Annotated in this window: 12 protein-coding genes and 3 pseudogenes; 6 read left to right on the top strand and 9 right to left on the bottom strand. The window is 68.6% G+C overall.

All coding sequences use genetic code 11. The features are described 5' to 3' along the window. Window positions 1–61 precede the first annotated feature (61 nt). Window positions 62–514, top strand: coding sequence for an RrF2 family transcriptional regulator (locus FRZ03_RS32350; RefSeq protein ID WP_146468623.1), 453 nt, complete (start codon window positions 62–64; stop codon window positions 512–514). 89 nt (window positions 515–603) lie between these two features. Here FRZ03_RS32350 and FRZ03_RS32345 read toward each other — a convergent pair whose 3' ends face one another. Beyond that, a complete protein-coding gene (locus tag FRZ03_RS32345; RefSeq protein WP_146468622.1) occupies window positions 604–1791 on the bottom strand; it encodes a globin domain-containing protein in 1188 nt (395 codons plus the stop codon). A gap of 266 nt (window positions 1792–2057) precedes the next feature. On the opposite strand from FRZ03_RS32345, the gene FRZ03_RS32340 reads away from it, so the two are divergent. Then, complete coding sequence (locus FRZ03_RS32340; protein WP_146468621.1) at window positions 2058–3419, top strand: glutamine synthetase family protein; 1362 nt, start codon at window positions 2058–2060, stop codon at window positions 3417–3419. A 390-nt stretch (window positions 3420–3809) separates the two neighbouring features. Here FRZ03_RS32340 and FRZ03_RS32330 read toward each other — a convergent pair whose 3' ends face one another. Both FRZ03_RS32330 and FRZ03_RS32320 read right to left on the bottom strand, forming a co-directional pair. Next, window positions 3810–4010 carry a hypothetical protein gene (locus FRZ03_RS32330; RefSeq protein ID WP_146468620.1) on the bottom strand — a complete coding sequence of 67 codons (201 nt, stop codon included), beginning with the start codon at window positions 4008–4010 and terminating at the stop codon, window positions 3810–3812. A 670-nt stretch (window positions 4011–4680) separates the two neighbouring features. Further along, window positions 4681–5244, bottom strand: coding sequence for a GNAT family N-acetyltransferase (locus FRZ03_RS32320; RefSeq protein WP_146468656.1), 564 nt, complete (start codon window positions 5242–5244; stop codon window positions 4681–4683). A 199-nt stretch (window positions 5245–5443) separates the two neighbouring features. On the opposite strand from FRZ03_RS32320, the pseudogene FRZ03_RS41355 reads away from it, so the two are divergent. Further along, a pseudogene (locus FRZ03_RS41355) lies at window positions 5444–5530 on the top strand (glutamine synthetase); the annotation flags it as partial. A gap of 285 nt (window positions 5531–5815) precedes the next feature. Here the strand turns inward: FRZ03_RS41355 and FRZ03_RS32305 are convergent. Further along, window positions 5816–6422: pseudogene (locus FRZ03_RS32305) on the bottom strand (transposase family protein). A gap of 1363 nt (window positions 6423–7785) precedes the next feature. Between FRZ03_RS32305 and FRZ03_RS32295 the strand changes: the two are divergent. Further along, the gene (locus FRZ03_RS32295) at window positions 7786–8979 is read left to right on the top strand and encodes a serpin family protein (protein WP_146468618.1); all 1194 of its coding nucleotides are present in this window, start codon (window positions 7786–7788) and stop codon (window positions 8977–8979) included. A gap of 62 nt (window positions 8980–9041) precedes the next feature. Here the strand turns inward: FRZ03_RS32295 and FRZ03_RS39535 are convergent, their stop codons facing one another. The 4 genes and pseudogenes from FRZ03_RS39535 to FRZ03_RS32280 form a co-directional block, all read right to left on the bottom strand. Continuing rightward, the gene (locus FRZ03_RS39535; protein WP_261399435.1) at window positions 9042–9281 is read right to left on the bottom strand and encodes a transposase family protein; all 240 of its coding nucleotides are present in this window, start codon (window positions 9279–9281) and stop codon (window positions 9042–9044) included. Further along, window positions 9185–9718, bottom strand: coding sequence for a hypothetical protein (locus tag FRZ03_RS40705; protein WP_261399437.1), 534 nt, complete (start codon window positions 9716–9718; stop codon window positions 9185–9187). The genes FRZ03_RS39535 and FRZ03_RS40705 overlap by 97 nt, the downstream gene beginning before the upstream one ends. 440 nt (window positions 9719–10158) lie before the next feature. Beyond that, window positions 10159–10427: pseudogene (locus FRZ03_RS32285) on the bottom strand (helix-turn-helix domain-containing protein); the annotation flags it as partial. A gap of 466 nt (window positions 10428–10893) precedes the next feature. Continuing rightward, window positions 10894–11493 (bottom strand): hypothetical protein, encoded by a 600-nt coding sequence (locus tag FRZ03_RS32280; RefSeq protein ID WP_146468617.1) that lies wholly within the window; start codon window positions 11491–11493, stop codon window positions 10894–10896. A gap of 127 nt (window positions 11494–11620) precedes the next feature. On the opposite strand from FRZ03_RS32280, the gene FRZ03_RS32275 reads away from it, so the two are divergent. Continuing rightward, window positions 11621–12250 (top strand): response regulator, encoded by a 630-nt coding sequence (locus FRZ03_RS32275; RefSeq protein ID WP_186785737.1) that lies wholly within the window; start codon window positions 11621–11623, stop codon window positions 12248–12250. Between the two features lie 10 nt (window positions 12251–12260). Here the strand turns inward: FRZ03_RS32275 and FRZ03_RS32270 are convergent, their stop codons facing one another. Further along, complete coding sequence (locus FRZ03_RS32270; protein WP_146468615.1) at window positions 12261–13145, bottom strand: alkaline phosphatase family protein; 885 nt, start codon at window positions 13143–13145, stop codon at window positions 12261–12263. 126 nt (window positions 13146–13271) lie between these two features. Here FRZ03_RS32270 and FRZ03_RS32265 point away from each other — a divergent pair. Continuing rightward, the coding region (locus tag FRZ03_RS32265; protein ID WP_146468655.1) for a DUF72 domain-containing protein at window positions 13272–13652 on the top strand (381 nt) is incomplete at its 3' end.

Below are 13652 nucleotides of genomic sequence, written 5' to 3'. Positions count from 1 at the left end.
GACCGCGTGCGGCAAATGAGAAAATTTGCACCGCCGATGCGTATTATCTACGCTCGCTGACATGCGGCTGCTGCGTTCCACCGACCTCGCCCTGCGCATCCTGATGCGCCTCGCGGTCACCACCGATCAGACGCCCGCGACCCGCAAGGTCGCCGAGGACATGGGCGTGCCCTACACGCACGCCGCGAAGGTGGTCGCCGAGCTCCAGCACATGGGCCTGGTGGATGCGCGCCGCGGCCGCGGCGGCGGCCTGGCGCTCACCGGGCGGGGCCGTACGGCCTCGGTCGGCGCGGTGGTCCGCAGCTTCGAGGGCGAGGACGAGGTGGTGGAGTGCGAGGGCCCCGCCCCCTGCCCGCTGCGCTCGGACTGCCGCCTGCGCGGTGCCCTGCGCCGGGCGCAGGAGGCCTTCTACACGTACCTGGACCCGATCACCCTGGACGAGATCGTCAAGGACCCGACGGGCCCGGTCCTGCTGGGCATCACGACGGGCCCTTCCGGCACCCCTCTTTCCTGAGTCTCCTGAGACACCGCTGTCGCCCGAGCGCGCGGACACGGCGAAGGGCCGCCCACCGGTCACCGGTGGACGGCCCTTGCGCGGTGCGCTCAGTTGCCGGAGGCGAGCCACAGGTCGGGCCCGAAGACCTCGTAGTGGATGTCGGCCGGGGCCACACCCTTCTCGATCAGCTGGGTGCGCACGGCGCGCATGAAGGGCAGCGGGCCGCACAGGTAGGCGCGGGTGCCGGAGGCCACGGGGATGCCGGACAGGTCGACCAGGCCGGTGTGGGTGCCGGGCTCGGCGTCACGCTCGTAGAAGAAGTGCGCGGCGCAGTCCGCGAGCTTGCCGGCGTACGCCTGGTGGTCGGTGCGCAGGGCGTGGTCGGCGGGGGAGCGGTCGCCGTGCACCACGGTGACCGGGGCGTCGTGCCCGTCCTGCGCGAGCGCGGCCAGCATCGCGACCATGGGGGTCACGCCGATGCCGGCGGAGGCGAGCAGCAGGGGCCGCCCGGCGATGTCGTCGAGCACCAGGTCGCCGTACGGCTCCGACAGTTCGAGCACGTCGCCCACGCGGACGTCGGCGTGCAGGTGGCGGGAGACCTCGCCGTCGGGAGTCGTGCCGCCGTGCACCCGCTTGACGCTGAACTGCCGCTCCGACTCGCCGGGGGCACCGGACAGGCTGTACTGGCGTATCTGGCGGGCGCCGTCGGCGAGCTTCACCCCGACGGAGACGTACTGCCCGGCCCGGAACGCCCGCACCGGGGCGCCGTCGGCCGGCCGTACCCGGAAGGTGACCACGTCGGCGGTCTCCTCCGTGCGGCCCACGACCTCCCAGGCGTGCAGCTCCTTGGTGCCGCTCTCCTCGTAGAGGCGCTTCTCGATGGCGATGAGGGCGTTGGCCATCAGCCAGTAGACCTCGGTCCAGGCCTCGGCGACCTCGGGGGTGACGGCGTCGCCGAGGATCTCGGCGATGGCGGCGAAGAGGTGCTCGTGCACGATCGGGTACTGCTCGGGCACGACACCCAGGGAGGCGTGCTTGTGGGCGATGCGGCTGAGCATCGCGTCCGGGCGCTCGTCCGGGTGCTCCACCAGGTATCCGGCGAACGCGGCGATGGAGCCCGCGAGGGCCGACTTCTGGGCGCCGGAGGCCTGGTTGCCCCGGTTGAACAGGTCACGCAGCAGCTCCGGGTGCGCCGTGAAGAGGCGCGCGTAGAAGCGATCGGTGATCTGTTCGATGGCCGCACCCACGGCGGGGAGGGTGGCGCGGACGGTGGCAGCGGACTGCTCGGACAACATCGCGGGCTCCTTGCGATCTCGACTGATCGAACGCTATGAAAACTTGCATCTGAGATGCAAATTAAACGGGCGTGTTCTCCCTCACTCCGTGACCGGGCCCGGCCATGACGGATGCCGGCGCCGGCAGGCAAGATGGGCGACAGGGCAGTAGACCTGCCGTAGAGAGGCGTTCAGCACGCGGACGCCGGGGTGATCAAGGTCCGCAACACGCAGGAAACGCGGTTGTGGTGCAATGCTCCTGACCAGCAAGGATGGGGAATCGGAAGATGGACAAGCAGCAGGAGTTCGTGCTCCGGACCTTGGAGGAGCGCGACATCCGGTTCGTACGCCTGTGGTTCACGGACGTGCTGGGCTTCCTGAAGTCCGTGGCCGTGGCCCCCGCCGAGCTGGAGCAGGCCTTCGACGAGGGCATCGGCTTCGACGGCTCGGCCATCGAGGGCTTCGCCCGGGTCTACGAGTCCGACATGATCGCGAAGCCGGACCCGTCCACCTTCCAGATGCTGCCGTGGCGCGCGGAGACGCCCGGCACCGCCCGGATGTTCTGCGACATCCTGATGCCGGACGGCTCCCCCTCCTTCGCCGACCCGCGCTACGTCCTCAAGCGCGCCCTGGCCCGCACCTCCGACCTGGGCTTCACCTTCTACACCCACCCCGAGATCGAGTTCTTCCTGCTGAAGGACCGCCCGCTGGACGGCTCCCGCCCCACCCCGGCCGACAACTCGGGCTACTTCGACCACACGCCGACCAGCATCGGCATGGACTTCCGCCGGCAGGCGATCACCATGCTGGAGTCGATGGGCATCTCGGTGGAGTTCTCCCACCACGAGGGCGCGCCGGGCCAGCAGGAGATCGACCTGCGCTACGCGGACGCCCTCTCCACGGCCGACAACATCATGACCTTCCGTCTGGTCATGAAGCAGGTGGCCCTGGAGCAGGGGGTCCAGGCCACCTTCATGCCCAAGCCGTTCTCCGAGCACCCGGGCAGCGGCATGCACACCCACCTCTCCCTCTTCGAGGGCGACCGCAACGCGTTCTACGAGTCGGGCGCGGAGTACCAGCTGTCCAAGGTGGGCCGTTCCTTCATCGCCGGCCTGCTCAGGCACGCGGCGGAGGCCTCCGCGGTCACCAACCAGTGGGTCAACTCCTACAAGCGCATCTGGGGCGGCTCCGAGCGCACGGCCGGCGCGGGCGGCGAGGCGCCCTCGTACATCTGCTGGGGCCACAACAACCGCAGCGCCCTGGTCCGCGTCCCGATGTACAAGCCCGGCAAGACCGGCTCCGCCCGCGTCGAGGTCCGCTCCCTCGACTCCGGCGCCAACCCCTATCTCGCCTACGCCGTCCTGCTGGCCGCCGGCCTCAAGGGCATCGAGGAGGGCTACGAGCTCCCGCCGGGCGCCGAGGACGACGTCTGGGCCCTCTCCGACGCCGAGCGCCGCGCCATGGGCATCGAACCCCTCCCGCAGAACCTCGGCGAGGCCCTCACCCTCATGGAACGCAGCGACCTGGTGGCCGAGACCCTGGGCGAGCACGTCTTCGACTTCTTCCTGCGCAACAAGCGCCAGGAGTGGGAGGAGTACCGCTCCGAGGTGACCGCGTTCGAGCTGCGGAAGAACCTGCCGGTGCTGTAGCGGCAGGTCAGGGCGGATTTCCCAGTTGATCCGACGGGTGGTGGCCGACGGTCGTGGACCGTCGGCCCTGCCGCGTCTCACTGACCCTGGGCCGTCCCTGGGCCGTCCCTGGGCCGTCCGGCGCCGGATCGGTGCCCTCGTACAGGTCGTCCACCGCCTTCCGGGCCCGTGCGTCACTACTCGGCGGCGGTCACGAGGGCAGGCTTCCACGCGCGGTCGTTGAAGTCGGTACGCCGAAGTGCGCCGGCGCCGTCGAGGCGAGTGAAGATCGGCCGCTTGGTGACAGAGGGGCCGTCCACTCGTAGCCACGGAAGGGCCTTTGCTGCTTCGTCGACGATTGAGCGTGCGGCGCCTGACATCACCGGCTGACACCAGGGCCTGTCCTCGGATTCACCAGAAGTGAGATCGTCCCCGATCGCGGCCGAGAAGTCTCCGGATCAGCAAGTACGTGCCCACGGCAATCAAGGTCGCCCCCAAAAGGATCAAGGCCACCCCGATAGCGATCAGGAATGTCCCGATAAGGACCAGAAGTGCCCCAAGCAGGACCAAGAGCGCCCCGATAATGAGGAGAAAGATCGCGAGGACGGTCACGGTTGTCTCCTGTCCTCCCTCCCGCTCTGCCTCCTTCCCTGCTCCCGTGGGAACACACCGCCTCACGCTCGCTGACGGCTTGCCGCGGACAAGAGGTCAGCCCACGCTCCGCTGGTTCCCATCGGGGCCGGCGCCACCCTGCTTAACCTGTATGACCGTCTCCGGTTGTCCATGTCCGATCTGCAGCATCGATCAGTCCTGTGCGCACGGGCCGGCCATGTTCACGGATGAGCTGCACTGCTCGTCCCAGCCCTAGAGAATCGAATCCGCGCATCCGCCTGCGCTGAAGTCGGCCATTGAAGACTCCGGCATGCACGCCAGCGGGTTGCGCCCGGTCTGCCACCCAGTAGGTGGCGCCGCTGCGGAGGGTGGCCAGAGCCATCACGGACGCCTCGTCATCACCGGCCAACAGCGGTTCCAACACATGCCGTTCCATGGTCACCCTCCGTCCGGAGCCTGCGGTACCGCAACCCCAGCAACCGCCCCGCGGTGCGCCCCTCGGGGCCCGCCCAGGGATCGGTGTGGCGATCCGGCTGGGGCCTGTCCGCTAGGAGCGTGGGTCAGTAACAGGCAGTTGGCCGAGCCGTCCAGGGCGACGCGGCCCATCCTGACCATGCCGAGCTTCTGCGTGAGGTGCAGCGACTGGGTGAACAGGTGTGCGTGGCCGTGGTCAGCTTTGCCGACGGAAGTCCAGCATGCAGAAGACCTTGTCGTAGCGGCGTTCGCCGACGGCGACGAAGTCGGGCAGACGCCCGTATTCGGTGAAGCCCAGCGACCCGTAGAGGCGCAGGGCATTGGTGTTGTCGCCACGGGCATCCAGAGTGAGGACCTCGATACCCGCCTCCCGGGCATCAGCGATCAAGGCAGTGGTCAGCGCCCGACCGACACCACGACCATGGGCAGCAGCATCTACCGCGATCTTCTCAAGATCGGCGTGTGGCCGATGGGTCGGCCGGGCATAGCGGAGCCAGTACCCCAACCCGACAAGCCGACGGTCGAGGTAAGCGGCCCGCAAGGCCGCATCCCCGGCCTGCACCGCAGAGACGATGTGGCCGAGAAGATCGGCTACCTCATCCCGCGAGGGTGGTTCGACCCAGCCCAGCGCAGCACCTCCACTGACCAGGTCCACCAGGATCTGGTGGGCCGTCTCGGTAAACCGGACCTCCAGCTCCGGATCGGAAGTCAGCTCCATGGCGTCAAGGATGGCTGGCTCAGTGGTCACACTGCTGGGCATGGCGCGATTCATGCCCCGCAGCCTAGGTCAGCCCAAGGCCCCGCGCTCCAGCCTCGGCGGAGGCCAATCCGTTCCTGACCCACGTTCCTAGGTCAGGAACAGAGGGCCCACCCCGACTGCCATGGGGGGCGCTTTGTTCGATCGCAGTTCAGCCCCGCGTCGGTACTGATTCCGTGAAGTCGCTCGGGGCCGCCGTCAGTTCCTGCGCAACAAGCGGCAGGAGTGGGAGGAGTACCGCTCCGAGGTGACCGCGTTCGAGCTGCGGAAGAACCTGCCGGTGCTGTAGGGGCAGGTCAGGGCGGGTTTCCCAGTTGATCCGATGGGAGAGACCGGTGGTCATGGACCATCGGTCCCTCCGCGCCTCACTGACCCTGGGCCGTCCCTGGGCCGTCCGGCGCCGGATCGGTGCCCTCGTACAGGTCGTCCACGGCCTTCCGGGCCCGTGCGTCGCTACTCGGCAGCGGTCACGAGGGCAGGCTTCCACGAGCGGTCGTTGAAGTCGGTACACCGAACCGCGTCGGCTCCGTCGAGGCGAGTGAAGATCGGCCGCTTTTAGTGACTCGGGGCTCTCTCAGCGTTGCCTCTTCAGGGTGAGGACTGCGGCAGCGATGGCGGTCATCCGATTGGGACTACAGCGAGCTCTGCGGAAGATGTGCCAGGACTTCAGTCGCGCGCCGCCTCGCTCGCGCCGCCGACAAGGCCCGGTTGATCGTTCGCTGGGTCGCGGTGAGGTCTTGGTGCGGAAGGCGTCTGATTGGGGTGGTCACCCAGGAGCCGGCGTCGATGTAGGCGCGGTCGGCGAGGATGGGCACGCCTTGGCGTTGGCAGATCCGGATGATGTGGTGGGTGTGGGCTGCGGTCAGGCTGTGGGTTCGGCCGGGCAGGGCGGGCGAGATCCACAGCAGGTTGCCCGCGGGGTCGACGATGACCTGCACGTTCACGCCGTGGCGTGCTTCTGGGAGAAGTCGGCCCGGCTGCCGCCGACCCGGTCGCACTCGGCAAGCGTTCCGTCGAGCAGGACGTGATCGGGACCGGCCTCCCACAGGACCCGCAGCAGGCCGGGCGCCCGACGGGCGAGGTGGCCGACGACGGCGGTCACCCGCACGGGTGGCGATGAGCATCGTTACCCACTCGGCCAGGGCGTGTGGCAGGTCAAGTGAGGCAGGATAGGGCACCAACGAGGTACCTGCGCTGATGAGTTGAGGCGTCGGACCTCTCTCAACGACACAGGAGCCTCGTGCGTTGCGGGACGCCGGCCGGTCACCCGATCAGTGGCCACACTGAAAGAACACTCGGCATTTTCGGCGCCGCGCTTGCGGTTTCCAGCATTGCCACCCCGGCGGCGGCCTACGGCCCTCGGAGCGGAATCAGTACCGGCGATACCGTGGTTGACGACGGCCTCATACCTGGGCAGCCCGTCATCCACGAGAGGGGTGACGGCGTCAACCCGCCAGCGGAGCTGGGTGACCCCTCCGAGTGGGGCGTTGTAAAGCTAGAAATCAATGATTCGCCCGCTCTGGTGCAAGGGAATACCTGCGAGAATGTGACTCATGGCAAGTGGTGCTATGGGTACGATCTGGTGTCGGCTGGAAAGAAGTGCTACTCGAACTACATCGCGGATGTGAGTCACAAGACAACGGTCAGGGTCCAGAACGTTGATCATTCAAGTGACCTCCTACGCCAACTCAACACAAGGCGCGGCATGGACCTGCTATGCATATTATTCTAATGCGTAATTACGTCCGCCGTGATGAGGGTTGATCTCCCTCGGGTGGGTCATCACTCCGGGCGCACACAGGCCCGGAGTGATGCCGCATCAGGGCCGGAAGGGGAAAGTGTGAACTTTTGGGGTGCTCGGGTCGCGTCGTTTGCGGTGCCACTCGGGCTTGGCTTGTTGATTGGCCTGATAGGGCCTACCGCTGAGCATTGGGGCGGCCGTTCGGGTGCGGCCGTGGGTGCCGTTTTCACCGGCGGGTGGCCGTGGGCCTGTTACGCGTTTCTGGTGGGCTATTTCCGCCGGTCTAAAATGGAATCGGTTGCTCTGGCGCCCCTGGGGCTGGCTATCGCTGTTGTGGCCTACTACCTGACTAAGGGGAGCTTGGCCTCCCTGGATGGACTGGATTCCTCAGGTGCGGGATCATCTGGAATTGCCCTCTGGGGTGTGCTGGCATTCATCTTCGGAGCACCCCTTGGGCTCCTGGGGAACCTCGCGCAGGTGCCGGGCATCGGCGGTCTGGGCTTCCGGCTGCTTATTCCCCTGGTGGCTTTTTATGAGACTTCCATGCGTCTGGAGGCGGAGTCGCGTGGGCCTAGTCAGGTAGTTCTGGGTACCTGGACCACCGTTCGGTTCACGGCTGTTGCCGTTGCGGTCGCTCTGGTGGGCCACACGGTCTGGGGTTGGTGGAGGTCACGCCGTATTCGTTCCGCCGGGGTGGGCGTTGGCCAGTGAGGTTTTCTCAGTGACCGCGACGTTCAATTCGCTCGCCGGCCAGCACTTCCGGCTCTACTCTCGCGAGGATCGGGAGCAACGGAAGGGCAGGCATGGCCAGTCACGGCACAGTCAAAGCCATCAACGGACTGACCGCGCGTTGGGCCGCGGCCCTGCCCCACGACGGCACGGTCTTCGCCGCAGCCGGAGTGTGGCCGTTGCTCGGCCTCCTCGCCGACGGTGCCTCAGGTCCCGCCCGGCAGGAACTCTCGGATGCACTCGGCATCCCGGCGGACGGCGCCGCAACGGCGGCACGAGACCTGCTCTCCACGCTCAGGGCGACGCGTGGCCTGAGTACGGCTCTGGGACTGTGGACCCGCGGCACCCTGCCCATCGAACCGGCCTGGCTGGACCAACTGCCCGCCGACGTGCACGGGCAGCTCACCGGCGACCCCATCAGCGACCAGTTGCACCTCGACGCCTGGGCGGCCAAGTGCACGGACGGGCAGATCGACGCGATGCCGATCACGGTGAACGACAAGACTCTGCTGGTGTCAGCCAGCGCCCTGACCCTCCGCACCGACTGGATCCGGCCCTTCACCCCAGGCGGAATCGAATCCGAAACAGGGCCCTGGCGCGGCAAGGACCTGGCCGGCCTGCACCGAACCACCAGTCTCCTGAACCGGGTCGGCGTGGCGGACACGGCAGCCGGCCCCCTCACCGAACTCCAGATCATCGGCGCCCATGGCATCGACGTCCACCTGTACCTCGGGACACCTGAAGCAACCGCGGGCCAGGTACTGGCTGCCGCCGTGGGCGCACTCCACGACCGCCGTGCCATGGTCCCTGGTGATCACCTCCCTTACGGCACTCCAGGCCCCGGGCTGTCCGTGACTCGTGTCCCCAGCGTCGACGGCGAACCCACGCTCCACGTATCCACCGTGCCGTTCACCGTCAAAGCCCACCACAACCTGCTCGACCACCCCGACCTGTTCGGCCTGCGCACGGCGACGGACGCCTCGCAAGGCCACTTTCCCGGCATCAGTGCCAAGCCTCTTGCTGTCCAGGCCGCCGCACAGGCGATGACGGCGACGTTCGGCGCACGCGGCTTCCGCTCCGCGGCCGTCACCGCCTTTGCCATGATGGCCGGTGGCATCCCGCGCTACCCCTTCCGAGCCCGCGAGATCAGCGCCCGCTTCGACCGCCCCTTCGGGTTCCTCGCTCTGCACCGCACCTCCCGACTCGTCCTCAACGCAGGCTGGGTCGCCAACCCCGACACCTTCGAGGAAGCCTCCTGGGACTGGTGAACGCCCCATGAGACGCAGGGCCGCAGAAAACTCGGCCAGGCACTGAGGTTTTTCAGCAAAGATCATTTCCAGTGCCCGTTGAGGACGAGGGCGGCGCGGGCGATGTCGCTGATCCGGCTCGGGCTGAGCGTGACGTGCTTGAGCGCGCGCCAGCGTCCCTTCAGTTCGGCGGCGGTCCGCTCGCCGAGTGCGCGCAGGTCTCTGATCAGCATGTTCGTGGCGCGGGTGTCGGCGTACAGGGCCTGCTCGGACTGGCCTTTCGGGCGGCGGGTCGGGACGCGGATGCCGATGCCGGCGCCGATGTAACCCTTGTCCGCCAGCGTCGGCAGGCCCTGGGCGGCGGCCTTGTACAGGGTGGGCAGCGCGTGGAGGCGGGCGGCGTGATGTCGGGCGCGGAGCCGGGTTCGACCTCGGCGACCCACAGCGGCGTGCCGTCCGGGGCGGACAGGAACTGCACGTTGCCGCCGAACGCCTTGTGCTTCTGGATGAACCACAGGTCATTGCCGTTCTCGCCGTCCCCGGCGGCCCGGTCGCACTCGATCAGCGTGCGGTCCAGGATCACGTGCGCCATGCCCTGCGTCTGACAGCTCTTCAGGACCTCGTTCAGGTCGGGGGCACGGGCGGCGAGGACGTCGATGCCTTCGTGCAGGTAGCGGTAGCCGGTGGCCTGGGAGACGCCGGCATCGCGAGCCAGGCAGTGCACGCAGCCACGCTCGCGGAACCAGCGCAGCACCAGCACCGCCTGGCGGAACGGGTTGTCGCGGACGATCTTGTGGTGAGAACCGTCCTACCAGGGGCTTCACGTCTGTCCGCCACCGGCACTGCCCGCCCGATACATTCGTAACCGCCCGGATCGCACTGTTTCGCAATGATTATTTCGCTGAGAAAACCTCAGTGTGAGGTGTTTCAGCGTGGCCACTGATCGAGTGATGACGTAACCGTCCGCAACGGACGAGGCTCCCGTGCCATTGAGGGAGGTGTTCGGCCTCTCAATTCGCTGGCACAGGAGTTCTGTTGGGTTTCTATCCTGTCGTCATCGCCCTGGGGCGGCAACACTGAAAGACCTCAGTGTCCAACTGAGTGAGCGTTTTCAGTGCTGCCGCTCCAGAGTGAGGATCGCGGCGGCGATTGACGTCATTCGATTTGGACTGCACCGATGCCCTGGCGCTCGCAGATCCGGACCCGGTCGCATTCTGCGAGGGTGCCATCCAGCAGGACGTAGTTGGGGTCTGCTTCGCGCAGAGCGCGTGGCAGGCCGGGCGCGCGGTCGGCAAGCAGGCCGACCACCGCGCTCGTGTAGGTGTATGTGCTGTGCCGACGGCTATGCCGAAGCCAGCCGCGATCTGGGCGAGGGTGTCGTGCCTGCGCAGGTACACCAGGCCGACCAGGGCACGCTGGTGCGGCGGGAGCTCGCAGCGGCGGTCACCCTCGTGGGTGACGACGAGCATGGTTACCCAGGCTGGTTCGGCACAGCCGCGGGCAAGCCGAGCCGTATGTCGAACGCCTCCTCAACGGGCAAGGGGTCCTGTCCGTTGAGGGCGTCTACCTCGTCACCCGATCAGTGGCCACGCTGAAAGACCTCAGTGTCTAAGTGAGTGACAACACAGGCGGACAGCGGCGAACGTCCACACACGCTGACGGACCATCGCAGCAGCTCAGAGAGACCCGGGCCCAAGGTCGAGCGCCCGCCGAAGTGGCTTCGGGACGAAGAGGTCAGCGATGGCACCACCGGGCCGTCTGTCGGCCGTCGAAGGGTGGCCCACAGTCACCGGACGATCTTGCTCGGTGACCAGCACACCACCTTTCCCCCGTGGCCGGCGGCGGCCGCGCCGGGACGCCGGGAATTTCCCGCCTCCGGAGGCGCACACGCGTGCCTCGGCGCTTCCGGTACCCGCTCTCCGGGGCCGCCGGTGCTCACCGGCCCGGGTCGGGCCAGGTGTCCACGAGGGCTCGCAGGTCCGGGAAGCGGGGGCCGGGGACCGGTTCGTCGGTGGTCTCGCCGTTCAGCCAACACACCTGCTGGGTGCCGCCGTCCCCGGTGTCGAACAGGCAGCACGCTCCGCCGGCGGCGGCGGTGAGGCCGGTGAACACCTCCCGGACGGTGGCCGACCGCTCGAACATGCGGCTCATCGGCGACGTCGCCGCCCAGAACTCCATCGACGCGTAATCGGGGTGCAGCGGGGACTCGAACCGGACCGTCAGATAGACGTACCCGATCGCGACCCGCCCGTCCGCCTCCGGCTCGTGGCCGCAGTGCTCCGCGTACTCGCGCACCACGTCGTCGACGCCGAACAGGAGGGACGTGTCGAGTTCGAACGTGCCGCCCGCGGAGCAGTCGACCGGCTCGCTCTCGAAGCGGGACGTGAACGGGAGGGTGAGCCGGACGCCCCCGGGCAGCGTGAGCGCGAGCGGCGGCACGTCACGGGACGGCGGCGCCAGCCCGGCCAGGTCGGTCAGCGCCCCGGCGACGTTCCGGGGAGGCAGATGGATGTCGTAGCCGTAGGTCAGTCCCATGTCTCCCCCTCCGCCGGGCCGGACCGCACCTTCTCATGCCCCTGGGGATCGTCGCCCGGGAATTACCGGCCGCCACCCGTCCACCCCTGCGACAATCGCGGCACGCCACCGATGCCGAGGGAGTGCCGTGAAGGACGCGACGGAGCTGATCAAGGCCCTGACGGGACTGGCCTGGCCGCTCATGGCGGGCCTGGTGCTGTGGCGGCTCTTCCCGCTGATCAAGGAGATAGCCAGGTCACGGGGGTTCACGATCAAGGTCGGCGAGGCGCAGCTGTCGGTCCAGGAGTACTCGGAGAGTCTGATCCGGACCACGGCCGACATCCAGGGCAGGCTGGCGGCCGTCGGCGCACCGGCGGCCGCGCACACCCTGGACTCGGTGCTCTGGGTGGACGACCGCCCCGAGAACAACGCCACCGAGGTGGCCCAACTCCGCGAGCTGGGCGTCGAGGTCACCTCGGTGAAGTCGACCGACGAGGGGCTGCGGGCCCTCGCCCGCGCCCGTCGCCCCTTCGGCGCGGTCGTCTCGGACCTGAGCCGCAGGGAGCGCGGCCGCACCAATCGCGCCGCCGGCCTCGAACTGATCCGGGAACTGCGCGCCCAGGGCGACACGGTCCCGGTCTTCGTCTACGCGACCCCCCGCGCGCTCGCCCAGCGCGCGGAGATCACCGGGGCCGGCGGGGACGGGGTGGCCAGATCGTCCACGGAACTGTTCGAACTCCTGCGGGGCGTGGGCGAGTTCCCGGCGCGGCGGAGCTGAACCGGCCGGCTCAGGGGGCCCAGACGCCGCTGATGTCCTTGCCGGCGGCCGCGTTGCCCGCGTGCGTGCTCAGGCCCTGGGTGTCCTCCAGGGTGCGCAGTACGTCGTAGTGGTTGTAGGTGGTGGAGTTGGAGGACCCGGCGGCCACCGGCTGGCCGTACAGCACGGTCGGGATGCGGTTCCCGCTCTTCGAGTCGTCCTCGTCGAAGGTGACCACGAGCAGGCTGTTGTGGGTCTTGGCCCAGCTCGCGTAGCCGCCCAGGTTGTTCTTCAGCCAGGTGTCACCGGTGGACACCGAGCAGTCGTGCATGTCGCTGCACAGGTTCGGGGTCACGAACGACAGCTGGGGCAGCGTCGAGTAGTCGGCCGGGAACTGGGCGAAGGTCTTCGCGCTCGACGTCGGCACGTTGCCGAAGCCGAACCAGGGGTTGTGCTTGCGCGCGTACGTGCCGCTGCTGCACGTCGTCGAACCCTGGCTCGGCAGCGACTCGTTGTAGCTGGCCCAGCTGCGCCCGGCGGCGATCAGCTCGGAGGCCAGGTTCGGGGCGGAGGAGAAGCCGGGGGTGTAGCAGCTGTCGTCCGTGATGCCCTGCGTGGCGCCGGAGAACAGGTCGAAGTAGTTCGGCTGGCTCGGGTGCGTCAGCGCGTACGACTGGGTCAGATTGGCGCCGCCCGCCTTCAGCGAGTTGATGTACGGCGCGCTGGACGACCCGATGACCTGGCTGTACGAGTGGTTCTCGAAGACCACGACGACCACGTGATCGGGGCTGGGCACGGCGCCCGCGGCCTGCGCGGTGCCGCCGCCGGGCGCGGCCCACAGGCCGGCCGCGGCGGCGAGGGCGACGGCGGCCGTCACGACGGTGCGGGCACGGCGGAACGGGGAACTGCCGGACACATCGACCTCCGAGGGGAAGCGGGACGGGCGGTACCGACTAAGCATGCACACGCCAATATTCCCCACTCTTGCCATGCCCGACCCCGCGCGTGAAGACCCGATGAACTACTGGGTACCCCCGCCCCCATGGCGAACATCCTCATCGGCACCTGCGGCTGGACCGACCGCGCCCTCCTCGCCTCCGGCTGGTACCCGCCGGGCCGGCGCGACACCGAGGGCCGCCTGCGCCACTACGCCACCCGCTTCCCCGTGGTGGAGGCCGACTCCCCGTACTACGCCCTGCCCACGGCCGGCACCACCGCCCGCTGGGCCGAGCGCACCCCCGACGGCTTCCGCTTCGACGTCAAGGCGCACGCCCTGCTCACCGGGCACCCGGTCCGCCCCGCCGCGCTCCCCGCGGACCTGCGGGGCCGGGCCCGCGACGACGCCCTGTCGGCCGAGGTGTGGTCCCGCTACGCCGAGGCACTGGAGCCGCTGCGCCGCGCCGGCCGCCGCGGCACCCCTGTC

Origin of the sequence: Streptomyces misionensis (assembly GCF_007896895.1) — a bacterium.
GTDB lineage: Bacteria > Actinomycetota > Actinomycetes > Streptomycetales > Streptomycetaceae > Streptomyces > Streptomyces misionensis_A.
This window is presented reverse-complemented; position numbering and strand designations above follow the sequence as displayed.